The 26,763-nt window shown below is 71.6% G+C and carries 22 protein-coding genes; 11 read left to right on the top strand and 11 right to left on the bottom strand.

The annotated features are described in order from the left end of the window. Positions 1–6: 6 nt before the first annotated feature. Together AB0M70_RS04230 and AB0M70_RS04225 are read right to left on the bottom strand one after the other, a co-directional pair. Positions 7–552, bottom strand: a complete 546-nt coding sequence (locus tag AB0M70_RS04230; RefSeq protein WP_365816103.1) for a hypothetical protein — start codon at positions 550–552, stop codon at positions 7–9. A 147-nt stretch (positions 553–699) separates the two neighbouring features. After that, a complete protein-coding gene (locus AB0M70_RS04225; RefSeq protein WP_365816101.1) occupies positions 700–1,509 on the bottom strand; it encodes a methyltransferase domain-containing protein in 810 nt (269 codons plus the stop codon). A 197-nt stretch (positions 1,510–1,706) separates the two neighbouring features. Here AB0M70_RS04225 and AB0M70_RS04220 point away from each other — a divergent pair, with 197 nt between their 5' ends. The 3 genes from AB0M70_RS04220 to AB0M70_RS04210 are packed head-to-tail and all read left to right on the top strand — an operon-like array spanning position 1,707 to position 5,008. Beyond that, positions 1,707–3,326 (top strand): ATP-binding cassette domain-containing protein, encoded by a 1,620-nt coding sequence (locus tag AB0M70_RS04220; protein ID WP_365816099.1) that lies wholly within the window; start codon positions 1,707–1,709, stop codon positions 3,324–3,326. 32 nt (positions 3,327–3,358) lie between these two features. Further along, the gene (locus tag AB0M70_RS04215; protein WP_365816097.1) at positions 3,359–3,970 is read left to right on the top strand and encodes a TIGR03086 family metal-binding protein; all 612 of its coding nucleotides are present in this window, start codon (positions 3,359–3,361) and stop codon (positions 3,968–3,970) included. A 45-nt stretch (positions 3,971–4,015) separates the two neighbouring features. Continuing rightward, on the top strand, positions 4,016–5,008 hold the full coding sequence (locus tag AB0M70_RS04210; protein WP_365816095.1) for an AraC family transcriptional regulator: 993 nt from the start codon (positions 4,016–4,018) through the stop codon (positions 5,006–5,008). Between the two features lie 321 nt (positions 5,009–5,329). Here AB0M70_RS04210 and AB0M70_RS04205 read toward each other — a convergent pair whose 3' ends face one another. Next, positions 5,330–5,701: a CBS domain-containing protein gene (locus tag AB0M70_RS04205; protein ID WP_365816093.1), complete on the bottom strand. Its 372-nt coding sequence runs from the start codon at positions 5,699–5,701 to the stop codon at positions 5,330–5,332. A 273-nt stretch (positions 5,702–5,974) separates the two neighbouring features. Between AB0M70_RS04205 and AB0M70_RS04200 the strand changes: the two genes are divergently transcribed. Further along, a complete protein-coding gene (locus AB0M70_RS04200) occupies positions 5,975–6,772 on the top strand; it encodes an RNA polymerase sigma factor SigF (RefSeq protein WP_365816092.1) in 798 nt (265 codons plus the stop codon). Here AB0M70_RS04200 and AB0M70_RS04195 read toward each other — a convergent pair. After that, the gene (locus tag AB0M70_RS04195) at positions 6,769–7,926 is read right to left on the bottom strand and encodes a PAS domain-containing protein (protein WP_365816090.1); all 1,158 of its coding nucleotides are present in this window, start codon (positions 7,924–7,926) and stop codon (positions 6,769–6,771) included. The two genes, AB0M70_RS04200 and AB0M70_RS04195, sit on opposite strands and share 4 nt — an antisense overlap. A 75-nt stretch (positions 7,927–8,001) precedes the next feature. Between AB0M70_RS04195 and AB0M70_RS04190 the strand changes: the two genes are divergently transcribed. After that, entirely contained in the window at positions 8,002–8,721 is a 720-nt protein-coding gene (locus AB0M70_RS04190; protein WP_365816088.1) for an ANTAR domain-containing protein, read from the top strand. A gap of 59 nt (positions 8,722–8,780) precedes the next feature. Beyond that, positions 8,781–10,016 (top strand): aminotransferase class I/II-fold pyridoxal phosphate-dependent enzyme, encoded by a 1,236-nt coding sequence (locus AB0M70_RS04185; RefSeq protein WP_365816086.1) that lies wholly within the window; start codon positions 8,781–8,783, stop codon positions 10,014–10,016. On the opposite strand, the gene AB0M70_RS04180 is transcribed toward AB0M70_RS04185, so the two are convergent. Both AB0M70_RS04180 and AB0M70_RS04175 read right to left on the bottom strand, forming a co-directional pair. After that, on the bottom strand, positions 10,013–10,627 hold the full coding sequence (locus AB0M70_RS04180; protein WP_365816084.1) for a VTT domain-containing protein: 615 nt from the start codon (positions 10,625–10,627) through the stop codon (positions 10,013–10,015). The genes AB0M70_RS04185 and AB0M70_RS04180 overlap by 4 nt on opposite strands. Continuing rightward, a complete protein-coding gene (locus AB0M70_RS04175; RefSeq protein ID WP_365816311.1) occupies positions 10,624–11,412 on the bottom strand; it encodes an MBL fold metallo-hydrolase in 789 nt (262 codons plus the stop codon). Before AB0M70_RS04175 ends, AB0M70_RS04180 begins: the two co-directional genes overlap by 4 nt. A gap of 109 nt (positions 11,413–11,521) precedes the next feature. Here AB0M70_RS04175 and AB0M70_RS04170 point away from each other — a divergent pair, with 109 nt between their 5' ends. The 3 genes from AB0M70_RS04170 (at position 11,522) to AB0M70_RS04160 (ending at position 15,617) form a co-directional block, all read left to right on the top strand. After that, complete coding sequence (locus AB0M70_RS04170) at positions 11,522–11,944, top strand: hypothetical protein (protein WP_365816082.1); 423 nt, start codon at positions 11,522–11,524, stop codon at positions 11,942–11,944. A gap of 77 nt (positions 11,945–12,021) precedes the next feature. Beyond that, a complete protein-coding gene (locus AB0M70_RS04165; protein ID WP_365816080.1) occupies positions 12,022–14,133 on the top strand; it encodes a phage holin family protein in 2,112 nt (703 codons plus the stop codon). An 83-nt stretch (positions 14,134–14,216) separates the two neighbouring features. Beyond that, positions 14,217–15,617, top strand: a complete 1,401-nt coding sequence (locus AB0M70_RS04160; RefSeq protein WP_365816079.1) for an amino acid permease — start codon at positions 14,217–14,219, stop codon at positions 15,615–15,617. Between the two features lie 15 nt (positions 15,618–15,632). On the opposite strand, the gene AB0M70_RS04155 is transcribed toward AB0M70_RS04160, so the two are convergent. Continuing rightward, complete coding sequence (locus tag AB0M70_RS04155) at positions 15,633–17,267, bottom strand: DUF6345 domain-containing protein (RefSeq protein WP_365816077.1); 1,635 nt, start codon at positions 17,265–17,267, stop codon at positions 15,633–15,635. A 241-nt stretch (positions 17,268–17,508) separates the two neighbouring features. Here AB0M70_RS04155 and AB0M70_RS04150 point away from each other — a divergent pair, with 241 nt between their 5' ends. Next, on the top strand, positions 17,509–17,934 hold the full coding sequence (locus AB0M70_RS04150; protein WP_365816075.1) for an OsmC family protein: 426 nt from the start codon (positions 17,509–17,511) through the stop codon (positions 17,932–17,934). A gap of 135 nt (positions 17,935–18,069) precedes the next feature. Continuing rightward, positions 18,070–19,929 carry a molecular chaperone DnaK gene (dnaK, locus tag AB0M70_RS04145; RefSeq protein ID WP_365816073.1) on the top strand — a complete coding sequence of 620 codons (1,860 nt, stop codon included), beginning with the start codon at positions 18,070–18,072 and terminating at the stop codon, positions 19,927–19,929. 146 nt (positions 19,930–20,075) lie between these two features. Here dnaK and narI read toward each other — a convergent pair whose 3' ends face one another. Genes narI through AB0M70_RS04125 form a run of 4 tightly spaced genes read right to left on the bottom strand, consistent with a single transcriptional unit; the run spans position 20,076 to position 26,660 of the window. Beyond that, a complete protein-coding gene (narI, locus tag AB0M70_RS04140; protein ID WP_365816071.1) occupies positions 20,076–20,798 on the bottom strand; it encodes a respiratory nitrate reductase subunit gamma in 723 nt (240 codons plus the stop codon). Then, on the bottom strand, positions 20,798–21,367 hold the full coding sequence (narJ, locus tag AB0M70_RS04135) for a nitrate reductase molybdenum cofactor assembly chaperone (protein WP_365816069.1): 570 nt from the start codon (positions 21,365–21,367) through the stop codon (positions 20,798–20,800). The genes narI and narJ overlap by 1 nt, the downstream gene beginning before the upstream one ends. Then, the gene (narH, locus tag AB0M70_RS04130) at positions 21,364–22,977 is read right to left on the bottom strand and encodes a nitrate reductase subunit beta (RefSeq protein WP_365816067.1); all 1,614 of its coding nucleotides are present in this window, start codon (positions 22,975–22,977) and stop codon (positions 21,364–21,366) included. The genes narJ and narH overlap by 4 nt, the downstream gene beginning before the upstream one ends. Further along, positions 22,977–26,660, bottom strand: a complete 3,684-nt coding sequence (locus tag AB0M70_RS04125) for a nitrate reductase subunit alpha (protein WP_365816065.1) — start codon at positions 26,658–26,660, stop codon at positions 22,977–22,979. Before AB0M70_RS04125 ends, narH begins: the two co-directional genes overlap by 1 nt. Between the last annotated feature and the right edge of the window lie 103 nt (positions 26,661–26,763).

Below are 26,763 nucleotides of genomic sequence, written 5' to 3'. Positions count from 1 at the left end.
GGCCGGTCAGCGCCTCCCGGACTCCACCGACCGCGTTGCCCGCGCCCTGAACCAGGCGTTGGACGTGGGCAGGAACATCAGGGCCGTCGCCACGAGCACCGCGCTCAGATGCAGCACGCGGCTCGCGCCGAACAGGACGTCCACCGCCCCAAGGTCGCGGAAGGCGTCGCCCAGGGAGTGCCCGTCGGCCAGCCACCGGAGCGGCTCGACCACCAAGGACAGCGTGCCGAGGACGCCGAGCCCCACGGCGAGCGTCAGCCGGGCCCAGTTCCTGCCGCGGCGCAACTGGACGGCGGTCAGGACGGCCGCCGAGAACACGGCCATCCGCAGCAGCAGGCCGCCGGCCAGCTCTCCGGCGGACGTGTCGCCGTCAGCCACCAGGCCGCCGGCCATGAGCACCGTCTCGAAGAAGCCCGCCACGACCGCGGTGATCCAGAGCGCGAACGCGGCGTGGACGGGCGGGGGAGCGGATACAGGCGGGCGAGCGGAGGGTTCACCGCCGCCCGGCCGTGCGGGGCGCTGCCCCGGATGTCTCTGCGTCGCGTTCGTCATGCTGCGCCTCGCTCACCGCGGTCCACCCTGAACCGTCCCTCTGAATGGTTCCGGCGAACGCGGCCCGGGGCACGCCCGGCGGCCCCCCTCTTCAGGTGTTGTCAGCACCCCTGCGCGGCATGAGAGAAACCCCCTGGGCGCCGCCTCTCACTTCCGGCAGAGGATCTCCCCGTGCAGGACGGCGAACCAGCCGTCCTCCCGCTCTCCCCACTCCCGCCACGCGTCGGCGAACGCCCGCAGTTCACCGGCGTCGGTGTGTCCGCCCTCCACGGCCAGCCGCGCGTAGCCGGACGCGACCGTGCGGTCCGCCCAGAGGCCGCTCCACCAGGCACGCTCATCGGCCGATGTGTAGCACCAGGTGCTCGCGCTCGCGGTGACGTCGTCGAAACCGGCCTTCAGGGCCCAGGACTTGAGGCGGCTTCCCGCGTCCGGCTCGCCGCCGTTGGCGCGGGCCACCCGCCGGTACAGGTCGAGCCAGCCGTCCATGGCGGGGAGCTTCGGGTACCAGGCCATCGCCGAGTAGTCCGCGTCGCGGGCGGCGACGGTGCCGCCCGGCGCGCAGACGCGCCGCATCTCGCTCAGGGCGCGCACCGGGTCGCCGACGTGCTGGAGCACCTGATGCGCGTGGACGACATCGAAGGAGTCGTCCCGGTAGTTCAGGTCGTGGACGTCGGCGACGGCGAACTCCACGTTGCGCAGGCCGCGTTCGGCCGCCGTCGCGCGGGCCCGGTCCAGGATGCCGGGCGCGTGGTCGACGGCCGTGACGTGGCCGTCGGGCACGAGCGCGGCCAGGTCGGCGGTGATGGTGCCGGGTCCGCAGCCGATGTCCAGGACCCGCATGTGCGGCTTCAGTGCGTCGACGAGATAGGCGGCCGAGTTGGCGGCGGTCCGCCAGGTGTGGGAGCGCAGGACGGACTCGTGGTGTCCGTGCGTGTAGACGGCGGTCTCCTCCGGCATGGCGGGAACTCCTTCACAATCGGTGCCGCTTCGCTGCGGTGGAGCGAACGGTACGCCGCCATGTCGAATAATGAGACCCACGTATCACTATGTGGGCAGGCGTGGCACGCTTGTAGGGGCCGGAAAGGAGCGGCCGGAAACGGAGGGAGCCGAAACGCATTTGCGGCAAGCCGCACCGCCCACGGAGAATCCCCCGCATGGGACATCTGGAAGCCGCGCACATCGAGTACTACCTGCCGGACGGCCGAGCGCTGCTCGGCGATGTCTCCTTCCGTGTCGGTGAGGGCGCCATCGTCGCCCTCGTCGGGGCGAACGGCGCGGGCAAGACCACCCTGCTCCGCCTGATCTCGGGCGAGATCCAGCCCCACGGCGGCACCGTCACCGTCAGCGGCGGCCTCGGTGTCATGCCGCAGTTCGTCGGGTCGGTGCGCGACGAGACGACCGTGCGTGACCTGCTCGTCTCCGTGTCCAACCCCCGCATCCGCGATGCCGCGAAGGCCGTGGACGTGGCCGAGCACCTGATCATGACCGTCGACGACGAGGCCGCCCAGCTCCAGTACGCCCAGGCGCTCTCCGACTGGGCCGAGGCCCACGGCTACGAGGCCGAGATCCTTTGGGACATGTGTACGACGGCCGCGCTCGGCATCCCGTACGACAAGGCGCAGTTCCGCGAGGTCCGCACGCTCTCCGGCGGTGAGCAGAAACGTCTCGTGCTCGAAGCCCTGCTGCGCGGCGGCGACGAGGTGCTGCTCCTCGACGAGCCGGACAACTACCTCGACGTACCCGGAAAGCGCTGGCTCGAGGAGCGGCTCAAGGAGACGCGCAAGACCGTCCTCTTCGTCTCGCACGACCGCGAGCTCCTCGCCCGCGCCGCCGAGAAGATCGTCAGCGTCGAGCCGGGTCCCGCGGGCGCCGACGCCTGGGTGCACGGCGGCGGCTTCGACACCTTCCACGAGGCGCGGCGCGAGCGCTTCGCGCGCTTCGAGGAGCTGCGCAGGCGCTGGGACGAGAAGCACGCGCAGCTGAAGAAGCTGGTGCTCAGCCTGCGGCAGGCCGCATCGATCAGCCATGAGCTGGCCTCGCGGTACGCCGCCGCGCAGACCCGCCTTCGCAAGTTCGAGGAGGCGGGCCCGCCGCCCGAGCCGCCGCGCGAGCAGGACATCACCATGCGGCTGCAGGGCGGGCGTACCGGCATCCGGGCCATCACCTGCAAGGACCTCGAACTGACCGGTCTGATGAAGCCCTTCGACCTGGAGGTCTTCTACGGCGAGCGGGTCGCCGTCCTCGGCTCGAATGGCTCGGGCAAGTCGCACTTCCTGCGGCTGCTCGCGGGCGGCGACGTCGCGCACACCGGCGACTGGAAGCTCGGCGCGCGTGTCGTGGCAGGGCACTTCGCGCAGACCCACGCCCACCCGGAGCTCTTCGGCCGCACGCTCCTGGACATTTTGTGGCGCGAGCACGCCCAGGCCAAGGGTCCCGCCATGTCACGCCTGCGCCGGTACGAGCTCACCGGGCAGGCCGAACAGCGCTTCGAGCGGCTCTCGGGCGGCCAGCAGGCCCGCTTCCAGATCCTGCTCCTGGAGCTGGAGGGCTCCACCGCCCTGCTGCTCGACGAGCCCACCGACAACCTCGACCTGGAGTCCGCCGAGGCCCTCCAGGAAGGCCTCGAGGCATACGAGGGAACGGTCCTCGCGGTGACGCACGACCGCTGGTTCGCCCGCTCCTTCGACCGCTATCTCGTCTTCGGCAGCGACGGTCTCGTGCGCGAGACGCCCGAGCCGGTGTGGGACGAACGCCGCGTGGAGCGCAAGCGGTAGCGGCTCTCGGCCGCAGGAGGACAATGGCGGGTATGGCAGACACCACTGGCACAGCCGGCCCGTCCGACCTGAACGACCGCGAACTCCTCGGCCGGCACGCCGCCGCCCTCGAGCTGTTCGGCGACCGGGTGCACGCGATCGGGCCCGACCAATGGGACGCGGGAACGCCGTGCACCGACTGGTCCGTGCGCGACCTCGTCGACCACCTGACCACCGAGCAGCTCTGGGTGCCCTCGCTCGTCCGCGACGGCGCCACCATCGACTCCGTCGGCGACGCCTTCGACGGAGACGTGCTCGGCCCCGACCCCGTCGCCTCCTGGGACACGGCGGCGGCCGCCGCCCACGAGGCGTTCGGCGAGCCGGGCGCCCTCTACCGCACGGTGCACCTCTCCTTCGGCGACACCGCGGCCGACTTCTACTGCGGCCAGATGATCACTGACCTCGTCGTGCACGCCTGGGACCTGTCCCGCGCCATCGGCGCGGACGAAACCCTTCCGGAAGACCTGGTGGCCTTCTCCCTGCACGAAATCAAGCCGTACGCTGCGGACTTGGCGAAGAGCGGGCTCTTCGCCCCCGCGGTGGAGCCGCCGCGGGACGCCGACGCACAGACGGAGCTGCTGAGTCTGGTGGGGCGCCAGGTGTAGCCGCGGGGGAGCGTCAACGATGTCGGGGGAGCGGGTGAGTGACGCGTGAGTGCCCAGGTGCCGAGGACGTCCTTCAGGACCGCGGACGTGGACGAGGCGCGGCAGGTGATCGGTGAGGCGTTCTACAGCAACTTCATGGATGTCCTCGACGGGCCGCGCGCCTTTCGCGCCGAGTTCGACATCGGGCAGCTCGGCGCGCTCACCGTCGGCGAGCTCAGCTGCGGCGCCGATGTGTGGATGCGGGTCGGTGAACTGGGCGCGTACCACGTGAACATCCCGCTCGGCGGGCACATGCGCTTTCGGCAGGGCGGCGGCGCGAGCACCGTAGCGACGGCGCAGCGGGCCGGGGTGTTCCAGCCCGTCGGCGACACGGTGGTGGAGCGGTGGACCGGCGACTGCCGGATCCTGGCGGTGAAGATGGACCGCGAGGCGCTCGAACAGCGCCTTGAGCAGCTCCTCGGCCGGCCGACCCGCGCCCCGCTGGCGCTCGCCCCCGAGCTGGACACCACCCGTGGCCCGGGGCGCAGTTGGGCCCGGCTCGTCACCACGGTCATCGAGGATCTGCGCGCGGAGCCGGGTGCTCCGCCGGGCCAGGCGTCCCTCTGCGCCTCACCCCTGGTCGCCGCGCCCCTCCAGGAGGCGATCCTGAGCGGGCTGCTGCTCGCCGTCGAGCACCCCTACCGCGACGAACTCAACGCCCCGGAGCGGAGGTTGCGCCCGGCGCCCGTGAAGCGCGCCATGGACGCCGTCCAGAAGCGGCCCGAGCATCCCTTCACGCCCGCCGGGCTCGCCGCAGAGGCGCGGGTCGGGGTGCGCTGGCTCCAAGAGGCCTTCCGTCGCTATGTGGGCATGTCCCCCATGGCGTACGTACGAGAGGTGCGGCTGATCCGCGTGCGCGACGAACTGCGGGAGGCCGAGCCCGGCGCGATCGGCGTGAGCGAGGTGGCGCACCGGTGGGGCTTCGGCCATCTGGGGAGGTTCGCCGAGCAGTACCAGGCCCGGTTCGGGGAGCTGCCGTCCCAGACGCTGCGCGGTTGAACCGCCGGTAACCGGACCGTGCGCTATGCGGACAGCTGCTGCGTTCAACGGATCGTTTCCGCAGGGCAACTGATCTACCGTTTCTCTTGTCACCGGCTGGGCCGGTCGCCGTCCGGTTCGTGAGGGGCCCCAACCCCCACAGGGCGCGGCCGTGACGGACCCCCGGGGACGATCCGGCCCGGCCTCAGGCCGGGCCGGGCCCGCGCCGCGGGTCCGGTCGCTCCCCCTGCACGACCCGTGCAGCCGGACCCGCAGCCTCGGCCCGGGCCTGGACCCCGCCCGGGCCGAGGGGCCCTGGGCGGCGGGTGTGCGCCGCGGCACTCAGGCCGAGGCGGCGAGGTCCCGGAGGGTCACCATGCCCACCGGCTGGCCGTCCTCGACGACGGGCAGCCTGCGTACGGCGTTCTCGAGCATCAGGCTGACCGCCGACGCCACCGCGTCGTCGGGGGCGACCATCACCGGATTCGGCGTGCAGATGGCCTGCGCGCTGACGGTGAGGGGATCGGCGCCGTCGGCGACGGCCCGCAGCGTGATGTCCCGGTCGGTGAGCACGCCGACGAGGCGGCCCGCCGTGGCCACCAGGACATGCCCGATGTCCTGCGCGCGCATCAGCTGCGCCGCTTCCACCAGCGAGGCATCGGGGCCTACCGCCACGACTCCCGGTGTCATGACGTCCCTTACGACAACAGCCATGGTGGGGGCCCTTCCTGTGGGGGGACGGTTGTCTGGCCGCAGTACCCCGGCTCGGCCGGTCCATGCGGGTTTGCCCGGAAGAAACGGCATCGCGCAGGAACGCACAGGTGTTTGCTTCCCGGGCCACGGGGCAGGCGGAGTTCACAGTGCTTCGGAACGGAGGCACGTCCGTGGGAGCGGTTCGCGCTCGCCCGGGTGTGCCCTGTCGCGCTGTCGCGTCCACCCACGGTGACTCTTCAACCCAAGGCACCGAAAGAGGAGTTGCGACGCATCATGCGATCCGACGCGCGACAGACGAAGCGCCATCCGCACGACGACGCACCCGACACCGCGGCCGCTTTCCGCAGGCTGACCGAGATGCCGCACGGTCCCGAACGCGACGCACTGCGCCAGGAGTTGGTCAGGGCCTGGCTGCCGATGGCCGAGCGCCTCGCCGGCCGTTTCCGCAACCGCGGCGAAGCACTGGACGACCTGCGCCAGGTGGCGGCCCTCGGCCTGGTCAAGGCCGTCGACCGTTACGACCCCGAGCGCGGCAGCGCTTTCGAGAGCTATGCCGTGCCGACGGTCACCGGCGAGATCAAACGCCACTTCCGAGACCACATGTGGACCCTCCATGTGCCGCGCCGTGTGCAGGACTTGCGCAACCGGGTGCGGTTCGCCCGCCAGGAGCTGACCCAGACGGTCCCCGGGCGCACCCCCAGCCTCGTCGAGATCGCCGAGAAGGCGCAGCTCTCCGAGGAGGACGCGGCCGCCGGCCTGGAGGCACTGGAAAGCTTCACCGCGCTCTCCCTGGACGCCGAACTGCCGGGCAGCGACGACGGATACGCGCTGCGCGACGCACTCGGCGCGCCCGACCCCGCCCTCGACGTCGTCATCGACCGCGAGGCCGTCAAACCGCGCATCGCCGCCCTGCCCGAGCGGGAGCGGGACATCCTCTACATGCGGTTCTTCGGCGACATGACGCAGAGCCGCATCGCCGAGCAGCTCGGCATCTCCCAGATGCACGTCTCGCGCCTGATCAGCCGCTGCTGCGACCGGCTGCGCGAGGAAGTCATGCAGGACGCCGCCTAGTTGAGGCCGGGGGTCTCCCGGCTCGCGTGCCGGGCCATGGCAAGCGCGATGTGGCGCGACATCACGTCGACCGTCTGTGCCTCGGCCAACGAGAAGGCGAGCCGCGCCCCGCTCCTGAACAGCGTGAGGACACCTTCCACCGGACCGTCCGAGCGACCCCTCAGCGGCACGCACAGCAGGGACGTCACCTGCGCGCGTACGAGGACGGGGGCGCCGGACGCGTCCCGGCCGAAGGAGTCCGGGTCCTCCGGACGCACCTGCAGCATGGGCGCCCCGCCGCGTGCCGCCTCGACGACGAGGGGGCACGCGGCGGGCGCCTGTGCGAGGACGTCGTCGACCGGTGCGCCCTTCGGCCCCAGGACGGTCGTACGCCGCTGCCGCGCGGCCCCTTCGTCGGCGATCACCCAGTCCGCGAACCGCGGGTGCAGCACGCCGGCCGCCCGTTCGAGCACGGCCACGCGATCCCCGGCGGGAGCCGTGAGCAGGGCGGTGGTCATGGCGTCCGCGAGGTCCAGGCGGGCCGCGTGCCGGGTCGCCTCGCCGAGGTCGGGGGCGGGAGCGCGCGAGGCCTCCCGGGGTGACGCGGGCGAGCCCGCGGGCTGCGTGCCGGGCTGCAGCACCACCAGGACCGCCGTACGCGGCTCGGCGCCGGGCCGCAGCGCGGTGAGCGTCGCGCGGACCGGGAGGTCCGGGTCACGCTGGAGGTGGACGGTGAGGCTGCGGTCGCCCTCGCCACGGGCGACCGCTGCGGTCTGCGAGCGGAACGCCACCCGGTCCGCGTGCAGCAGGAATCCGGTCAGCGGCCTGCCGGTGGCGTAGCCCGCGCGTACGCCCGTGAGGCCGGTCGCGGCGAAGTTCATCCGCCGCACCACCGACTCCCGGTCGACGAGGGCGACGGGCAGGGGGAGGCGCTGGAAGAGGGCTCGCAGGAGGTGCTGCTCGTCCCGGTCGGGAACGCCGCTTCCCAAGTGGCCCGCGGCGGCGAGGCGTTCGTAGAGCGGCCGCAACTGGGCGACCACATGGTCGAGTTCGAAGATCGCCGCGTCGAGGACGGTGCCGAGGTCGTCCGCCGGAACGGAGCGTGCTGACTTCAACTCGGCGACGCGGCGCACGAAGTCCGCGATCTCTTCACCGAACTCCTCCGTTTTGGCCATGTGCCGAACGTATCCGCTGCGGCCGTTTTCCGGGGGACCTCGCGGGAAGGCGGAGAAAAGGAGGAGGAACCCACCATGCCCCTCGTACCGGAACCGGATCTCGACCTGGCGGGACCGGAGTCCGCGCTGCCGGGCCGCAGGCTCTCGCAGCTCGCGGAACAGGCCGTGCGCTGCACCACCGCGTGCTGCGGCGCGGGCACGACCGTGTCGGAAGGCGGCAGCGACCACCCCGCTTCGGTGACCCACCCCGACCTCGCCGGTCTCGTCTCCGTACAGCTGCGCTCGGGCGACGGGCCCATTCCGGCGGCGCAGGAGCGTGGGGCGCCGGTGGAGACCGGTGACCTGCTGCGGGACGAGCGGTGGCCCGTGTACCGCGCCATGGCGCTCGACACCGGCGTGCGCTCCAGCGTCACGCTCCCCTTCCAGCGCGGGGGTCTCACCGTCACCCTGACCCTCTTCAGCTTCCGTCCCGGCGCCCTGGACGACGTCCGGCACGGTCCCGCCCAGGCGCTCGGCGACCTCGCCACGACGGCCCTGGTCCGCGACCGCCGCTACCGCGCGGCCCTCACGGAACTGGACCACCTCGGCAACGCCCTGCGCACCCGCCCCGTGGTCGACCAGGCCTGCGGCATCATCATGCACGTCCTGACCTGCGACGCGGACAAGGCCTTCACGATGCTGCGCCGCATCTCCCAGACCACGAACCGCAAGCTGGCCGACGTGGCGTCCGCGGTGGTCGAGACGCGCGGCAAGGGCCTCGAGAGGGAGCTGGCGGCCCTGGCCGCGCAGAACTGACCGCACCCGGCCCCGGCCCTCCGCGCGCGGAGAACGCCCCGTCGCGTTTCGATGGGTACATGCGGACGGAACCCGAAGGCCGTGGCCCTGTCCGGTACGGGCCTCCCCTGCCGGAGCCGGGCCTCCCGGTCCTGCCCGAGCTCTCCGCCGTGCTCGCCGGCGCCGCGGGCCGCGCCCACGCGGAACCACCCGGCGGCAGCCCCGCCCTGCTCGACGCCGCGAGCGGCTACTGGGCCCGGCGCGGCCTGCCGGGAGAGCGGGACCAGGTCGTCGCGGCGCCCGGAGCCGCGCCCCTGCTGCTCGCGCTGACCGCGGCCCTCGGCGGCGGCGACGTCCTGCTGCCGCGCCCGTGTCCCGCCTGGTGGGCGCCCCAGGTGCGGCTGCTCGGCCGGTCGGTGTACCACGTGCCGACGCCCGCGGAGTGCGGCGGCGTCCCCGACCCGTTCGCCCTCATGGAGACCGTCCGCCGCATCCGCGCCGAGGGCGGCACCCCGCGCCTCCTCGTGCTCTCCGTCGCCGACGACCCCACCGCCACCGTGCCGCCACCCGAGGTGCTGCACGAGGCCGTGGAGGCGGCGGCGGACGAGGGGCTGCACATCGTCAGCGACGAGACCTGGCGCGACACCCTGCACCGGCCGCACGACACGGTGCTGGTGAGCCCCGCCGAGATGGACCCCGGACGCGTGACGGTGCTGACCGACCTCTCCGGGGCGTTCCTGCCGCCGGGCTGGCCCGCCGCGGTCGCCCGGTTCCCGGCCGGAGCGCGGGGCTCGGCGCTGCGGGCCCGCACCCTGGACGTCCTGACCGCGCTGGGCGCGTGCGTCACGGCGCCGGTCGGGGCGGCGGCGTCGTACGCCCTGGGCGAGCCGGACGAGATCACCGACCGCCTCGCCCGCGCGACCCGCCTGCACGCGCGCGTGGCCGCGGCCGCGCAGCACACGGTGGTCACGGCGGGCGCGCTCGCCCGCCCGCCGGGGGCGGGCCGTCACCTCTACGTGGACCTCGGGCCGCTCCGCCCGGCGCTCGCCGCACGCGGCGTCGGCGACTCGCAGGACCTGGAGGACTTCCTCGGCGGACGCCTCGCCATGCCCGCACCCGGCGGCCACCGCTTCGGCGACGAGCTGGGTGCGCTGCGCGTACGCCTGTCCACCGGCCCCCTGCTCGGCGCGACCCCGCAGGAACGCCTGACGGCCCTCACCGCACCGGACCCCTCTCAACTCCCGTACGTGGAAAGGGCATTGAGCACCCTGGCCGCAGCCTTCGACGATCTCCGCGCCACAGCGGCACAGGCCTAGGCCACCGCGCGCCGGACCTTGTGCCACAGCGTCGGTGCCACGCTGATCAGCACCGTGAGGGCGACCGCCACCAGCACGCCCTGCCACGGCTCCTTGAAGAGGGAGCCGCCGAGAATGCCGATCAGTTGGTACGTGAAGGCCCAGGCGAGGCACGCCGGTATGTCACCGCGGGCGAACCGGCGCAGCGGCATCTTCGCCATCAGACAGGCCAGCATCACCGGAATCCGCCCGGCCGGGACGAGCCGGGAGAGGACGAGCACCAGCACACCGTGGTCGGCGAGTTTCTCCTGCGCCTGGGCCAGGCGCTCCTCGGGCGCCCGGTCACGGATCGCCGCGAGCCAGCGCGAGCCGTTCGTCGAGTGCATGCCGCGCCGGCCGAGCCAGTACAGCGCCATGTCACCCAGGAACGCGGCGAACGCCGAGACCACGAACACCAGGAGCAGCGCCAGGGGCGCCTCCTGATGGAAGGCCACCACCGCGGCCGAGCTGACGAGCGCGCCCGTGGGCACCACGGGCACCAGCGCGCCGACCATGATGAGCAGGAACAGCGACGGATAGCCGACGGCCTGCGTCGACCCCGGTGTCACCTGGGCCGTCAGGGCGAGGATCACTGAGGATCTCCCTTGGTGACCTCGGGCCGCACGCTCTCGCCGTGCCCCAGCCGGTGCACCGCCACCTCGGGCGCGATCCGCGCGGCCTGGCGCACGAACTCCTCGCCCGGCGTGTGGAATTCATGGGGCCGCACGGCGTCCATGCCGATCGGCCAGTACGTCCCGTAGTGCACCGGCACCGCACTGCGCGGCGCGAGCTCCGCCAGGGCCAGGGCCGCGCGCCCCGCGTCGAGATGACCATGGCCGAGATACGGCCCCCAGCCACCGACCGGAAGCAGCGCGACGTCGACGTCGCCGACCTCCGCGGCCATCGAGTCGAAGAGCCCGGTGTCCCCGGCGAAGTACGTCCGTGCCTCACCCCGCACCACGAAGCCGAGCGCGGGCGCGGCATGCGGTCCGACGGGCAGCCGCCGCCCGTCGTGCCGCGCCGTCACCACGCGGACGACCAGGTCGCCGATCCGCACCTCGTCGCCCGGCACGACCTCGATGAGGCGCAGATGGGAGAGCCGGCGCGCGAGCCCCGGCACCTGCCGGCGTGCGCCGCGCGGCAACAGCACACGCGTGCCCGGGGTGATCCGTGCGAGGGACGGCAGATGCAGATGGTCGGCGTGCAGATGGGAGAGGAGCACGATGTCGGCGACGGCCGCCTCGGGCGGCGGGAGCGCGCCCCTGCGCCGGCGCAGATGGGCCAGGCGCCGGGCGAACAGCGGGTCGGTGAGCACCCGCAGCCCCGAGTCCTCGACCGTGCAGGTGGCATGACCCCACCAGGTGATCTCCACCGGCACTCCCATTGCTCCTTCTTCCTCCTTCGCGCGACTGTTTACGAGCCTACGGCCAGGAGTAGGGTCTTCGGCTGACGCCAGTGGTGAGGATGCCAGAGGTGAGGGGGACGCGATGGGGGACACCGCAAGCGTGACAGTGATGCGGGCCGCCGCGATCGCCAGCCTGATACCGCTGGAGGAGCTGGACGCCGACCCCTTCCTGGTGGACTCCCGCAGCCAGCACGCGATGTGCGCGCGCTGGGCCGCCGCCCGGGGGTACGTCATCACGCGGGAGTTGGTCGTGCACGGGCTGCCCACCGATCACGCCGTGCTCTGGGCCGACGTCGACGAGGGCCTCGTGGACCTCTTCGTCGTGCCCAGCCGCCGCGTGCTCGACCGCGCGCTGCGTTCGCCGGACGAGTTCACCGCGGAGTGCGGGCGGCGCGGGGTGCGGATCGAGACCGCGGGGCTCGCCGAACCGTCGTACGACGCGCAGATGAAGGCCTGTGTCCACCGGCGGCTGTCCATGCCGACGGCGGGGTACGACGGTCGCTGACCCACCCCCGGCACCTGTCCGTGGGCCCTGTGACACGCTGGTGTCCGGATCTGTCATGAAACCTGAGGCGGCGCGGCGTGGGGCGAGAGCGATGGCGGGCGGTCGGCAGTGCGCTGTGGAGATCCGTCGCCGTATGGCTGGTCAGCACGCTCACGATGCTCGCGCTCGCCGGGATCCTGCCCGACTTCCAGCTGCAGGCCGACGACGACGACAGCGCGACGCGCATCGCCAGCACGGCCGCCCTGGGCGCCGGTGCCTTCGGCCTGCTCTCCTCGCTGGTGTGGCCCCTGCTCGTGCGGGCGCTGCTGCTCGTGCCCGCGCTCGTGCTCGGCCTGCTCGCCTTCGCCCTCAACGGCTCACTGCTGCTGCTCGCCCTCAGCCTCATCCCCGACGGGCGCGGTGAGGCCAACCCCGAGACCGCCGTCGTCGTCGCCGCGGTCATGTCCGCGGTCGCCTCCGCCACCGGCGGTGCCCTCGCCGTCCGCGACGACGACGCCTACCGCCGCCGCCTCTACCGCCTGGCCGACCGCAAGCGGCGCCGCCTCGCCGAAGGACGCTTCGGTCCCGTACCGCCCGGCACCGTCTTCATCCAGCTCGACGGTCTTGGCCACGACGTCCTGCGCACCGCCGTGGACAAGGGGCTGATGCCCACCATCGCCGCCTGGCTCGGCCAGGAGGGGGCGCCGACCCATCGCCTCACCCCGTGGCGCACCGACTGGTCGAGCCAGACCGGGGCGAGCCAGCTCGGCATCCTGCACGGCTCCAACGACGACGTCCCCGCCTTCCGCTGGTACGAGAAGGACACCGGCGAGGTCATGGTCTCCAACCGGCCCGCGTCCGCCGTGGAACTCCAGCGCCGCGCCATCGAGCGCACCGGCGACGGCGGCCTCCTCACCCTCGACGGCGCCAGCCGCGGCAACCTCTTCAGCGGCGGCGCCGAGCAGGTCGCCCTGGTGCTCTCCCTGGCCGCGCGCCGCGGCAAGGAGAACCGCTCGCGCGCCGGGTACTTCGCCTACTTCTCCGACCCCGCCAACGCCGTCCGCACCGCCCTGTCCTTCGTCGCCGAGGTCGGCCGCGAGATCGGCGAGTCGACCCGGGCCCGGATCAGGAAGCAGCGTCCGCGCGTCGCCCGGGGCGGGCTCTACCCCTTCATCCGCGCCTTCGCGACCGTCATCGAGCGCGATGTCGTCGTCGCCGCGGTCATCGGCGACATGCTCGCGGGGCGCAGCGCGGTCTACGCCGACCTGGTCGCCTACGACGAGGTGGCCCACCACTCGGGGCCCACCGGTCACGACGTGGAGAAGGTGCTCCAGCGGCTCGACCGGTCCCTCGCGCTGATCGCGAAGGTCGCCGAACACGCCCCCCGCGCCTACCGCATCGTGGTCCTCTCCGACCACGGCCAGAGCCCCGGCGAGACCTTCCGCGCCCGCTACGGCCTCACCCTCGGCGACCTCGTCAGGGCCGGCTGCGGGCTGCCCGTGCCCCGCAAGGCGCAGCGCACGCACAGCGGCGCCGAGGCCCGCTCGACGGTCCGCGCCGCGCTGCGCCGCCCCGTGGAGGAGGGCGCGGACGAACACCGCCCGGCCCGCCGCGCGGAGCCCATCGTGCTCGCGTCCGGCAACCTCGGCCTCGTCTCCTTCCCCGACGTCCCGCACCGCATGACCCGCGAGGAGATCGACCTGCGCCACCCGGCGCTCCTGCCCACCCTGGCCAACCACCCGGGCGTCGGCTTCCTGCTCGTGCACAGTCAGGAGCGCGGCGCGGTCGTCCTCGGCGCGCGCGGCACGGAGGTGTACCTCGACGAGCGGCCCGGTGACCTCGGCCCGCTGGCCGACTTCGGGCCGGGCGCCGCCGAGGCCGTGCGCCGCACCGACGGCTTCCCGCACGCCGCCGACATCATGGTCAACTCCTGGTACGACCCCCAGGAGGGCGAAGTCCTCGCCTTCGAGGAGCAGATCGGCTCGCACGGCGGGCTCGGCGGCGCCCAGGCCGTCCCGTTCCTCCTGTCGCCCCTCGTGCTCTCCGCGCCGCTCGAGGACGGCCAGGAACTCGTCGGCGCCGAGCGCGTCCACGAAGTGCTCCGGCGCTGGCTCGGCGAGTTCCAGGGACCGGAGGTTCCGCTGGCTCCGCAGCCGGACGGGACAGCTTTTACGGTCGCCGACCCTCCCGCGCAGGACAAAACACGCTGATTTTGTACGGTTCCCTCCGTGCCCGACCATGTCTCTCGCCCCGGCGATCCCGGGCGTCCGGCACGATGAGAGGCACCACCCCCATGCACGACACCGGAACCGTGAACCAGCCGGCTCCGGCCCCCGACCAGGAAGAACTGCGGACAGAGCAGCACGAGGACGGCGGCAGCAGGCACGCCCGCCGCTTCGGCCTCCCGATCGCCACCTGCCTCGTCATGGGCAACATCATCGGCGGCGGCATCTTCCTGCTCCCGGCCTCCGTCGCCCCCTTCGGCACCATCAGCCTCGTCGCGTTCGCCGTCCTGACCGCGGGCGCCATCGCCCTCGCCCTGGTCTTCGGGCGGCTCGCGCGGCGCGACCCGCGCACCGGCGGACCGTACGTCTACGCGCGCGCCGCGTTCGGTGACTTCGCGGGATTCCTCGCCGCGTGGTCCTACTGGGCCACCGCCTGGGTGTCGAACGCCGCGCTCGCCGTCGCGGCCGTCGGCTATCTGGACGTCCTGATACCGGTGGGCGACCACAAGTGGACCGCCTGCCTGGCCGCCCTGGTCCTGCAGTGGCTTCCCGCGCTCGCCAACTTCGCGGGCACCCGCTACGTCGGCGCGGTCCAGGTCGTCGCCACCGTACTGAAGTTCGTGCCCCTGCTCCTGGTCGCGATCGGCGGGCTCTTCTTCTTCGACAGCGCCAACCTCGGCCCCTTCCAGGCGAGCGACGACAGCCCGGCCGGTGCGATCTCCGCCTCCGCCGCGATCCTGCTCTTCTCCTACCTGGGCGTGGAGTCGGCCGCCGTCAGCGCCGGCGAGGTACGCGACCCGCGCCGCAACGTCGGACGCGCCACCATCCTGGGCACCCTCGGCGCCGCCCTCGTCTATCTGCTCGGCACCCTCGCCGTCTTCGGCACCGTCGCCCACGACAAGCTCGTCGGCTCCACCGCACCCTTCTCGGACGCCGTCAACGTCATGTTCGGCGGCTCCTGGGGAGGTACGGCGGTGGCGATCGCGGCAGTCGTCTCCATCCTCGGGGCCCTCAACGGCTGGACCCTGCTGAGCGCCCAGACGCCGTACGCCGCCGCCAAGGACGGGCTCTTCCCCGAGGTCTTCGGCAAGAAGAGGCGCGGTGTGCCGACCGTGGGCGTCCTGGTCACCGTCGTTCTGGCCTCGCTGCTCACCGTCTACAACTACTTCGCGGGATCGAGCGGCGTCTTCGAGTCCCTCGTCCTGATCACCACGTTCACCGCGACCGTGCCCTATCTGCTCGCCACCGCCGCGCAGATCTACTTCCTGGTCTCCGGGCAGGGCGAGCGCGTCAACCGCGCCGCCCTGGTGCGGGACGGTGTCCTCGCGGCCATCGCGTCCGGGTTCTCCATGTGGCTGGTCGCCGGGTCCGGGTACGCGGCCGTCTACCAGGGCGTCCTGTTCCTCTTCGCGGGTGTGCTCGTCTACGCGTGGAGGGCGGCCCGCAAGGAGCGGACCGCCACCCACTGAAAAGACGCTCCCGGACTACCTGGCGAGCGGTGCGACCACCCAGCGGCGGGTGGTGTACATGCTGTCGGGCGAGCCGATCTCGATCAGCTTGCGGGCGGCCGGGTAGGCCTCGTTGCCCTCGATCTCATAGCCGACCTCGAAGGTGCCCGGCACGTCCCTGACCTGGGGCTCGCGCGGTGCCGCGGCGCTCCGGCCGCCCTGCTCGTCGGCCGTCACGGAGGCGAGCTCGGCGAGCAGCCTGCGCTGGGCGGCGGCGAGGGCCTCGCGCGGCTCGCGTGCCCGCTGCGGGGCGGCCGCGGCCTTGCCGCCCGCGGGCGGCGGCGCGATGTCGGTGCTCGGCTCGCGGGTCGTGCCGGTGGTGTCGCGCGTGGAGATCTGCGCCTGGACGACGGTCGCGTCGTTGTCCAGGGCCACCCGGATGAGACCGCGGTCGGGCGTGATGACCGGGATGCCGTCGAAGACCTGACGGAACGTCACATGGGTCTCGAGGGACACCGGCTCACCCAGCTCGGAGCCGTCCTTCGCCCCGGAGTTCTGCATCAGGTCGTGCACGCTGTCCACGACGAGCTCGGCGCCGTCGGCGTACTGCTCGGCGAATCCGCGGGCCGCCTCGACCGCCCGCTCCGTGGGCAACTGCCGCAGGTTGCGGTGGTTGGCCTCGGCGAGCTTGACCCACCGGATCGCGTGCGGAGCCGTGGAGACGGTCCGGTCGCCGGAGGTGGCGCTGAGCACGCCCTGCCGCTCGACCTGCACCTCTTGCAGCGCCGCCGACGGGAAGTCGGCGATGCGGCCCACCTTGGCCAGCTCGTCGCCCGGGTCGCGCGGCGCGAGCTGCACGATCTGCGGGGTGCTCGGGGCCTGCGTCAAAGGCTCCCTGAGGGAGTCGCGTGCGTTGTACCAGCGCCACGCGTACCAGTTGTCCGGCACGTGCTCGCGGTACAGGGTGCGCTCGCCGTTGAGGCGGGCCGTGGCCTCGGCCTGGTTGGCGCCGACCGCGCAGACCGAGGGCGCCTGGCCCTTGTAGATGTCCCAGCTCGCGTTCAGCCACGCGTCGGTGAACGTCTGGCCCGCCCGCCACTTCTCCCAGAACTTCTTGCCGTAGTCCGGGCTGTCGATGCTGACGGTCTCGAACCCGAAGATCATGCGGAAGCCGATGTTGGGGCCCGCCCAGGTGCGGATCGGGGAGTGCCCGCCGAGGACCCGCAGCGAGGTGCAGGTGGACCAGAAGATGTAGTTGACCTTCTCGTTGCCGAGCGCCATCCGGTTCGAGACCGCGTCGCTGCGGCCGTCCCAGACCGCGCCGAGCGGCGCGAAGAAGACGCCGTTGTTGTCCATGCCGCCGTGGCCCGAGTGGTAGACGGCGACCACCGCGTCCATGCCGTAGCGGTCCTGCCAGTTGTCGTACGTCTCCTCGTACGCCCAGACCTGCGCCCCGCCGTCCGCGAACCAGAAGTTGCGGTCGTAGAACTGCTGGAGGTACGCGAGCCACCCGGTGGCGTCGGCGTGCGTGTGGAACAGAGATGACTGGTTGACGAACTTCTGGATGCTGAAGGCGCCCCACCAGCCGAACGTCGAGTCGCGGTCTCCGGCGGCCCCGGGCTTCGCGCCTTCCAGCGGAGACGGACCGCGTTCCGAGTAGTTCATGCGCATGGTCAAACCCCCTGAGTGGACTCCTCGTCCCGTGGGCGAGGGGGCCTCAAAGTGTCACCGCAGACGCGCCTTGCACAGTTGGCATTTCGGCCATAGCGACCACGCACCGGGGCTGCCCTGACGCCTCAGGAGCCCCGGTGGAGAGGAGCGGTCTTGCGCGTGCGCCGCGTCCGGGTGTGATCGGATGGGCGCACGGAAGTTCCGGAACGCATCCCGGAACCGCACTGAAGGGAAGTACATCGTGGCTACCACGCGCTCCGCGCACACGGTCTGGGAAGGCTCTCTGACGGAGGGCTCGGGAACCGTCACCTTCGATTCCTCCGGGATCGGGGAGCAGGCCGTGTCCTGGCCGTCCCGTGCCGAGCAGGCCAACGGCAAGACCAGCCCCGAAGAGCTGATCGCCGCCGCGCACTCCAGCTGCTTCTCCATGGCGCTGTCGCACGGTCTGACGGGCGCGGGCACCCCGCCCACCCGGCTGACGACCTCCGCCGACGTGACCTTCCAGCCGGGCACCGGCATCACCGGCATCCACCTCACCGTCGAGGGTGAGGTGCCGGGCCTCGACGAGGCCGCGTTCACCTCCGCCGCCGAGGACGCCAAGGCGAACTGCCCCGTGAGCCAGGCACTCACGGGCACGACCATCACGCTGTCGGCGAAGCTGGCCTGACGCTCCTCGGACCGTGCCGCCGTCCCTCGCGGGGCGGCGGCACAGTCATGTGCGGCATTGACAACAAGCCGCTCAAGTTTTGTGATGGAGGTCGAAGTACGCCGGGAAACGGGCTCGCGTTGAAGGAGACTGGACATGGCACGTGCAGTCGGGATCGACCTCGGTACGACGAACTCGGTGGTGGCCGTCCTGGAGGGCGGTGATCCCACGGTCGTCGCCAACGCGGAGGGAGCGCGCACCACACCCTCGGTCATCGCCTTCGCCAAGAACGGCGACGTGCTCGTCGGAGAAGTGGCCAAGCGGCAGGCGGTCACGAACGTGGAGCGCACCGCGCGTTCCGTCAAACGCCACATGGGCGACGGCAGTTGGCGCTTCCCGGAGAGCGGCTCGGTGGACGGCACCCGGTACACCGCGCAGGAGCTCTCCGCCCGCGTCCTGCAGAAGCTCAAGCGTGACGCCGAGTCCTATCTGGGCGAGGACGTCACGGACGCGGTCGTCACCGTGCCCGCCTACTTCGACGACACGCAGCGCCAGGCGACCAAGGAAGCCGGCGAGATCGCGGGCCTGAACGTGCTCCGCATCATCAACGAACCCACCGCCGCCGCCCTCGCCTACGGCCTCGACAAGGGCGACGACCAGACGGTCCTCGTCTTCGACCTCGGCGGCGGCACCTTCGACGTGTCGCTCCTGGAGATGGGCGACGGCGTCATCGAGGTGAAGGCCACCAACGGCGACACCCAGCTGGGCGGCGACGACTGGGACCAGCGCATCGTCGAGTACCTGGTGCGGCAGTTCAAGAACGCCCACGGAGTGGACCTCGGCAAGGACAAGATGGCGCTGCAACGCCTGCGTGAGGGCGCCGAGAAGGCGAAGATCGAGCTGTCGTCGTCCAGCGAGACCGACATCAACCTGCCGTACGTGACGGCGTCGGCGGACGGCCCCCTGCACCTGGCGGAGAAGCTGACCCGCGCCCAGTTCCAGGAGCTGACGGCGGACCTGCTCGAACGCTGCCGCATCCCCTTCCACCAGGCGGTGAAGGACGCGGGCATCAAGCTGTCGGCCGTCGACCACGTGATCCTGGTGGGCGGCTCGACACGGATGCCCGCGGTCACCGAACTGGTCAAGGAACTCACCGGGAGCGAGCCGCACAAGGGGGTCAACCCGGACGAGGTCGTGGCGCTGGGGGCGGCGCTCCAGGCCGGTGTGATCAGGGGCGACGTCAAGGACGTCCTGCTCCTGGACGTGACGCCGCTGTCCCTCGGGATCGAGACCAAGGGCGGCATCATGACCAAGCTCATCGAACGCAACACGACCATCCCCACCCGGCGTTCGGAGACCTTCTCGACCGCCGAGGACAACCAGCCGTCGGTCGGCATCCAGGTCTTCCAGGGCGAGCGGGAGATCGCCGCGTACAACAAGAAGCTCGGCGTCTTCGACCTCACCGGGCTGCCCCCGGCGCCGCGCGGTGTGCCCAAGATCGAGGTCACCTTCGACATCGACGCCAACGGAATCATGCACGTGTCCGCCAAGGACGAGGCGACGGGGCGCGAGCAGCGCATGACGGTGACGGGCGGTTCCGCGCTGCCCAAGGACGACATCAACCGCATGGTGCGGGAGGCCGAGGAGCACGCGGAGGAGGACCGCAAGCGGCGCGACGCCGCCGAGACCCGCAACCAGGCGGAGCAACTCGTCTACCAGACCGAGCGGTTCCTGCGGGAGAACGAGGAGCGGATCCCCGCGGCCACCAAAACCGAGGTGGAGGCGGCGGCGACGGAGCTGAAGGGCCTCCTGAAGGACAAGGCCGACGACACGGCGGCGCTGCGCGCGGGCGCGGAGAAACTGGCCTCGGTGAGCCAGCGGATGGGCCAGGCCATGTACGAGAGCTCCGGCGAAGGCACCCAGGAGCAGGCGGCTCCGGGCTCCGTCCCCGACGAGGGCGTGGTCGACGCGGAGATCGTGGACGACGAGAAGCCGGGGGAGGGCGCCGACAAGTAAGGGGCGGCGGGCTGAGGGTTTCAGCCCGTCCGGCGTTTGAGGACGAACTCGGCGAAGCCGGTGTCGCCCGGCAACCAAGGCCCCCGCGCCGAGCGGCCCGCGGCGGAGCCGCAAATGTCACAGTCGGGAAGGGGCGGGGTTGGGGATCAAGACCCTGTCTTCTCCCAACCCCGCCGCTCCGGACGAGCTCCCACCCTCCGCGGGTCCCGACTCCGGTACACCACGTACGGCCGGAACAGATACTGCACCGGCGCGCTGAACATGTGCACGAGCCGTGTGAACGGGATCAGCGCGAACAGCGCCATGCCGACCACCGCGTGGATCTGGTACATGACCGGCACCCCCGCCATCCGGTCCGTGTCCGGCTGCAGGGTGAACAAGCTGCGGGCCCAAGGCGCCATCGACTCGCGGTAGTTGTAGCCCTCGCCCGAGGCATGTGTCAGCTTGGCCACCATGCCGAGCACGATCGCCGCGAACAGCACGAGATACATCAGCTTGTCGTTGGCGGTCGTCGCCCGGAACACCGGCGCGTTCGTGCGGCGCCGGTAGAGCAGCAGCAGGATGCCGAGCACAAGCAGGATGCCCGCCGCCGTGCCGCCGTACAGCGAGAACAAGTGGTAGGTGTGCTCGCTCACGCCCACCTTCTCCGTCCACGACTCCGGCACGAAGAGCCCCACCAGATGCCCGACGAGGACGAACAGAATCCCGTAGTGGAACATCGGCGACGCGATGTTCAGGAGCTTCGACTCGTACACCTGCGAAGAGCGCGTCGTCCAGCCGAACTTGTCGTAGCGGTAGCGCCACAGCAGGCCCGCCACGAGGAGGACGAAGGCCACGTACGGGATGACGCCCCACAGCAGCGTTCTCATCAGTGCTCCCCGATCAGTGCGAAGGGTTCGAGGCCGACGTCCTCCCGCGGGGGCCCCGACCTGGCCAGCGCCTGCGCCTCGGCCCGGTCCTTCGGCGAGGGGCCGGGCAGCGTCGCGCAGACCGCCCGGAGGACGGACGCGTAGGGCGTGCCGAAGTCGGTGAGGGCGAGCCGCAGCAGCTCGAGGCCCGGCCGGTGCTCCTCCAGGAGGACAGGGCCCGCGTGCGCGGAGAACTCCAGGACCGCGGGCAGGAAGTCCGGCAGCTCCTCGCCCGTGAACTCCAGGCCGTGCTCGCGGTAGACCTCCTTGAAGCGGACCAGGGCCATGCCGCGCCGGCGCGTGTCACCGTCGCGCCACCAGCTCAGATAGAGGCTGTGCCTGTTTTTGAAGTCGAAGACCTGGACGTAGTGCGCGGCGAGATCGGAGGGACCGGTAGCCGCCGCGTACGTCAAGAACTCCCGCAACTCCGGTGCGGCAGCGCTCAGTTGAGGCAGCAGGCCGCGGAACTCCTCGTCCGGGTAGGTCAGGCAGTGGGCGGCTGCCTGGTAGAGCACGGCGTTCTCGCTCACAGGGTGTCCTTCTCGGTCGCGGAGGGCTGCTCGTCGGCGGTCTGCCGGTCCCGCAGGGTGTGGAAGTTCTCGATGGTCACCAGCGGCAGCTGCTTGCGGCCCGAGTCCTGGCCGAACGGGCCGTCCCCGCCCGCTCCCGGGCCGCCCTCGAAGTCGAGACTGCACGAGTCGGGCAGCGCGGACTCCTCCAGCCGCTGGGCGTCACCGACCGCCGCGGTCGGGATGACGTAACGGTCCTCGTACTTGGCGATGGCGAGGAGGCGGTACATCTCCTCGATCTCCTGGGCCGACATGTCCACGGCCTCGGCCACCGAACTGTCGGGCCGCTCACCGAGGTTGATGGCCCGCATGTGCGCCCGCATCGCCGCCAGCTTCTCCAAGGAGGCCCGCACCGGGCCCACGTCTCCGGCCGTGAAGATCTCCGCCAGGTATTCGAGCGGGATGCGCAGGGTGTCGATCGCGCCGAACAGGTTGTCCAGGTCCTCGCCGTCGTGCCCGGTCTCGCTCAGCGCGTCCACGACCGGGGAGAGCGGCGGGATGTACCAGACCATCGGCATCGTGCGGTACTCCGGATGCAGCGGGAGCGCCACCTTGTACGTGCTGATCAGCGCGTGCACGGGGGAGCGGCGCGCCGCCTCGACCCAGTCGTGACCGATCCCGGCCCGCTCGGCCTCGCGCCGCACCTCGGGGTCCTCCGGGTCGAGGAAGACCCCCAACTGGGCCTCGTACAGGGCCTTGTCGTCCTCGACCGAAGCGGCCTCGGTCACCTTGTCGGCGTCGTACAGGATCACGCCGAGGTAGCGCAGGCGTCCCACGCATGTCTCCGAGCAGACGGTGGGCAGACCCACCTCAAGGCGCGGATAGCACATCGTGCACTTCTCGGCCTTGCCGGTGCGGTGGTTGAAGTAGACCTTCTTGTACGGGCAGCCCGTCACGCACTTGCGCCAGCCCCGGCAGCTGTCCTGGTCGACCAGGACGATGCCGTCCTCCTCGCGCTTGTACATCGCCCCCGACGGACAGGACGCCACGCACGACGGGTTGAGGCAGTGCTCGCAGATCCGCGGCAGATAGAACATGAAGGTCTGCTCGAAGGCGAACTTCACCTTCTCGGCGGCCTTCTCGCGGGTCTTGGCCACCATCGGGTCGAGGTCGCCGTACTCGGTGGCGCCGCCCAGGTTGTCGTCCCAGTTCGACGACCACTCGATCTTCATGGGCTTGCCGCTGATCAGCGAGCGCGGCTCGGCCACCGGGTAGTCGTCGCCGAGCGGGGCGTCGGTGAGGTTCTTGTACTCGTACGTCCAGGGCTCGTAGTAGTCCTTGATCTCCGGCAGCTTGGGGTTGGAGAAGATCTCCAGGAGTGCCTTGATCCGGCCGCCGTTCTTGAGCTTCAGGGCGCCCTTCTTGTTCAGCTCCCAGCCGCCGCGCCACTTCTCCTGGTCCTCGTAGCGGCGCGGGTAGCCCTGGCCGGGCCGGGTCTCCACGTTGTTGAACCAGACGTACTCCATGCCGTCCCGGTTGGTCCATGCCTGCTTGCAGGTGACGGAGCAGGTGTGGCAGCCGATGCACTTGTCGAGGTTCATCACCATCGCGATCTGTGCCATCACGCGCATCAGTAGGTGACCTCCTGTTTACGGCGGCGGATGACCGTCACCTCGTCGCGCTGGTTGCCCGTCGGGCCCAGGTAGTTGAAGGCCCACGACAACTGGGCGTAGCCGCCGATGAGATGGGACGGCTTGAGGATGAGGCGGGTCAGGGAGTTGTGGATGCCGCCGCGCTTGCCGGTGGTCTCCGTCCTGGGGACGTTGACCGTGCGCTCCTGCGCGTGGTGCATGTAGACCGTGCCGGCCGGCATCCGGTGCGAGACGACCGCGCGCGCCACCACGACGCCGTTGCGGTTGACCGCCTCGATCCAGTCGTTGTCCTTCACGCCGATCGCCTCCGCGTCCTGCGGCGACATCCAGATGCACTGCCCGCCCCGGGAGAGCGACAGCATGAAGAGGTTGTCCTGGTACTCGGAGTGGATGGACCACTTGTTGTGCGGGGTGAGATAGCGGACCGTCACCTCCTTCTCGCCGTCCGGCCCGAGCTGTGGCTCCCCGAAGAGGCGGTTCATGTCCAGGGGCGGCCGGTAGACGGGCATCGCCTCGCCCAGCTCGTGGATCCAGTCGTGGTCGAGGAAGAAGTGCTGGCGCCCGGTGAGCGTGTGCCACGGCTTGAGGTGCTCGGTGTTGAGCGTGAACGCCGTGTAGCGCCGCCCGCCCGCCTCGCTGCCCGACCACTCGGGCGAGGTGATCACGGGGACGGGCGCGGCCTGCGTGTCGGCGTACGTGACGCGCTTGCCCTCGTGCTCGGCGGCCAGGTGCGCCATCTCCTGTCCGGTGCGCTCCTCCAGGGTGTGGAAGCCCTGCGTGGCGAGGCGTCCGTTGGTCGTGCCGGACAGGGCGAGGATGGTGTTCGCCGCCTTCACCGCCGTGTCCAGGGCGGGGCGCCCGTCGGCGGGACCGCCGCGTACGACGCCGTTGCGTTCGCGCAGCTCGTCGACCTCCTGGTCGGGCCGCAGGGCGATGCCCTTCGCGGGCAGGCCCAGGTTCTCCGCCAGGGGGCCGAGCGCCGCGAACTTCGCGCCGATCGCCGTGTAGTCCCGCTCGACCACCGTCAGGCCCGGCATCGTCTTGCCCGGGATGGCCTCGCACTCGCCCTTGCGCCAGTCGAGGACGACACCGCCCGGCTGCGCCGTCTCACCCGGGGTGTCGTGCTGGAGCGCGGTGGCGACGACGTCCTTGCGCACGCCGAGATGGTCGACGGACAGCTCGCTGAGCCGGTCCGCGATCGCCTTGAACGCGTCGAAGTCGGTGCGGGCCTGCCAGGGCGGGTCGACGGCGGGGGTGAACGAGTGCACGTCGGGGTGCATGTCCGTGGAGGACAGGTCGTGCTTCTCGTACCAGGTGGCCGCGGGCAGGACCACGTCCGAGAGCAGCGTCGACGACGTCTGGCGGAAGTCGAGCGAGACGAGCAGGTCGAGCTTCCCCTCGGGCGCCTCGTCGCGCCAGGTCACCGTCGAGGGCCGCTCGCCGGGCGCCGCCTCCTCCGCCCGCAGCGAGGAGTGCGTGCCGAGCAGATGCTTGGTGAAGTACTCCGCGCCCTTCGCGGACGAGCCGAGCAGGTTGGCGCGCCACAGGGTCAGCACGCGCGGCCAGTTCTCCGGGGCGTCCGGGTCCTCGCAGGCGAAGTTGAGGGTGCCGGCCTTGAGTTCGTCGACGACGTTGGCGACCGGGTCGTCGGTGGTCTCGCCGAGATCGAGGGAGTTGCGGTCGAAGGTCGGATAGGAGGGCATCCAGCCGGTGCGCGCCGACAGGGCCAGGCAGTCGGCGCCCGTCATGCCCGCGAACCGGCCCTCGCCGAGCGGCGAAGCGAGCACGTCCGCGGCGAACTTGTCGTAACGCCACTGGTCGGTGTTCAGGAACCAGTACGCGGTGCCGATCATCTGCCGCGGCGGCCTGCTCCAGTCGTTGGCACTGGCCAGCGTCGCCCAGCCCGTCACCGGACGGCACTTCTCCTGCCCCACGTAGTGCGCCCAGCCGCCGCCGTTGCGGCCCTGGCAGCCGGTCAGCTGGAGCAGCGCGAGGAAGGCACGGTAGATCGTCTCGGAGTGGAACCAGTGGTTGGTCCCCGCCCCCATCAGGATCATGCAGCGCCCGCGCGACTTCTCGGCGGTCCGCGCGAACTCCCGCGCGATCTTCACCGCCTTCGCGGCCGGCACCGAGGTGTGCGCCTCCTGCCAGCCCGGGGTGCCGGGCGCGTCGGCGTCCTCGTACGAGGAGGGCCACTCGCCCGGGAGGCCCGCGCGCCCGACGCCGTACTGCGCGAGCAGCAGGTCGAAGACCGTGGTGACCAGGGGTCCGTCCTGCCCGCCGAGCCGCGTCGCGGGAACCCCGCGGCGGACGATCTCACCACGCCCCTGGCCGTGGGTGCCGCCCTCGGTGTCGAAGCGGGGGAGCAGCACCTCGACGCCTGTGGCGACATCGGAGTCGTGCAGGGAGAGCTGCGGCTTGATGGTGCCGAGCTCCAGATTCCACTTGCCCTTGCCTGACTCGGTCCAGCGGAAGCCGAGCGAGCCGTTCGGGACGGCCGGCTGCCCGGTGTTCTCGTCCAGGACGGCCGTCTTCCAGTCACCGCCCTCGCCGCTCTGGCCGAGGTCGGTGGCGCGCAGGAACTTCGACGGGACGTACGCGCCGTCGCGCTCGGTCAGCGTCACCAGGAACGGCAGGTCGGTGAACTTGCGCACGTAGTCGGTGAAGAAGTCCGTCTGCCGGTCGACGAAGAACTCCTTGAGGATGACGTGGCCCATCGCGATGGCCAGGGCGCCGTCCGTGCCGGGGTGCGGGTGCAGCCACTCGTCGGCGAACTTCGTGTTGTCCGCGTAGTCCGGGGACACGGCCACGACCTTCTGACCGCGGTAGCGCGCCTCGGCCATCCAGTGCGCGTCCGGCGTCCGCGTCACCGGGACGTTCGAGCCCCACATCATCAGATACGCGGCGTCCCACCAGTCACCCGACTCCGGTACGTCGGTCTGGTCGCCGAAGACCTGCGGCGAGGCGACCGGCAGGTCCGCGTACCAGTCGTAGAAGGACAGCATGGGGGCGCCGATCAGCGACATGAAGCGGGCGCCCGCCGCGTGCGACACCATCGACATCGCGGGGATGGGGGAGAAGCCCGCGACCCGGTCGGGGCCGTGCGTCTTGATCGTGTGCACGTGCGCCGCCGCGATGATCTCCACGGCCTCGTCCCAGGTCGCCCGCACGAGGCCGCCCTTGCCGCGCGCCTGCTGGTACGTCCTGCGCCGCTCCGGGTCCCCCTGGATGTCCGCCCAGGCGAGGACCGGGTCCCGCAGCCGGGACTTCGCCTCGCGGTACATCTCCAGGAGCACGCCCCGCAGGTAGGGGTAGCGCACGCGCGTCGGCGAGTACGTGTACCAGGAGAACGCGGCGCCGCGCGGGCAGCCGCGCGGCTCGTACTCGGGGCGGTCGGGGCCGACGGAGGGGTAGTCGGTCTGCTGGGTCTCCCAGGTGATGATGCCGTCCTTGACGTACACCTTCCAGCGGCAGGAGCCCGTGCAGTTCACGCCGTGCGTCGAGTTCACGACCTTGTCGTGGCTCCACCGGTCCCGGTAGAAGGCGTCCGCGTCCCGGCCGCCGACGAGACCGATGCTGTGCAGGTCGGGGGCGGCGGTGCCGCGGCGGAAGAACTTCCCCGCACGCAGCAGCGCGGCGCCGGGCTCGGTCGTCTCTGTCACCCTTGAGCTCCCTAGGTCTGCCTTTCAACGAACCTAGGTCCGGGGTGACGGGGGCACACGGCGGCGACCGCCGTACGGGTTGCGGCGGCGTGCGGATGCCCGG

It is taken from the genome of Streptomyces sp. NPDC051214 (assembly GCF_040682375.1).
In the GTDB taxonomy this organism is placed as follows: Bacteria; Actinomycetota; Actinomycetes; order Streptomycetales; family Streptomycetaceae; genus Streptomyces.
The sequence above is the reverse complement of the archived record's forward strand: the minus strand, read 5'-3'. Positions and strand labels throughout refer to the sequence as shown.

What these genes read in the sequence shown, in the direction of transcription:
- narI (WP_365816071.1), bottom strand. Translation starts at nt 20,798, where the DNA reads ATGAGAACGCTGCTGTGGGGCGTCATCCCGTACGTGGCCTTCGTCCTC.
- narH (WP_365816067.1), bottom strand. Translation starts at nt 22,977, where the DNA reads ATGCGCGTGATGGCACAGATCGCGATGGTGATGAACCTCGACAAGTGC.
- AB0M70_RS04205 (WP_365816093.1), bottom strand. Translation starts at nt 5,701, where the DNA reads ATGGCTGTTGTCGTAAGGGACGTCATGACACCGGGAGTCGTGGCGGTA.
- AB0M70_RS04155 (WP_365816077.1), bottom strand. Translation starts at nt 17,267, where the DNA reads ATGCGCATGAACTACTCGGAACGCGGTCCGTCTCCGCTGGAAGGCGCG.
- AB0M70_RS04220 (WP_365816099.1), top strand. Translation starts at nt 1,707, where the DNA reads ATGGGACATCTGGAAGCCGCGCACATCGAGTACTACCTGCCGGACGGC.
- AB0M70_RS04225 (WP_365816101.1), bottom strand. Translation starts at nt 1,509, where the DNA reads ATGCCGGAGGAGACCGCCGTCTACACGCACGGACACCACGAGTCCGTC.
- AB0M70_RS04215 (WP_365816097.1), top strand. Translation starts at nt 3,359, where the DNA reads ATGGCAGACACCACTGGCACAGCCGGCCCGTCCGACCTGAACGACCGC.
- AB0M70_RS04185 (WP_365816086.1), top strand. Translation starts at nt 8,781, where the DNA reads ATGCGGACGGAACCCGAAGGCCGTGGCCCTGTCCGGTACGGGCCTCCC.
- dnaK (WP_365816073.1), top strand. Translation starts at nt 18,070, where the DNA reads ATGGCACGTGCAGTCGGGATCGACCTCGGTACGACGAACTCGGTGGTG.
- AB0M70_RS04230 (WP_365816103.1), bottom strand. Translation starts at nt 552, where the DNA reads ATGACGAACGCGACGCAGAGACATCCGGGGCAGCGCCCCGCACGGCCG.
- AB0M70_RS04170 (WP_365816082.1), top strand. Translation starts at nt 11,522, where the DNA reads ATGGGGGACACCGCAAGCGTGACAGTGATGCGGGCCGCCGCGATCGCC.
- AB0M70_RS04195 (WP_365816090.1), bottom strand. Translation starts at nt 7,926, where the DNA reads ATGGCCAAAACGGAGGAGTTCGGTGAAGAGATCGCGGACTTCGTGCGC.
- AB0M70_RS04200 (WP_365816092.1), top strand. Translation starts at nt 5,975, where the DNA reads ATGCGATCCGACGCGCGACAGACGAAGCGCCATCCGCACGACGACGCA.
- AB0M70_RS04160 (WP_365816079.1), top strand. Translation starts at nt 14,217, where the DNA reads ATGCACGACACCGGAACCGTGAACCAGCCGGCTCCGGCCCCCGACCAG.
- AB0M70_RS04190 (WP_365816088.1), top strand. Translation starts at nt 8,002, where the DNA reads ATGCCCCTCGTACCGGAACCGGATCTCGACCTGGCGGGACCGGAGTCC.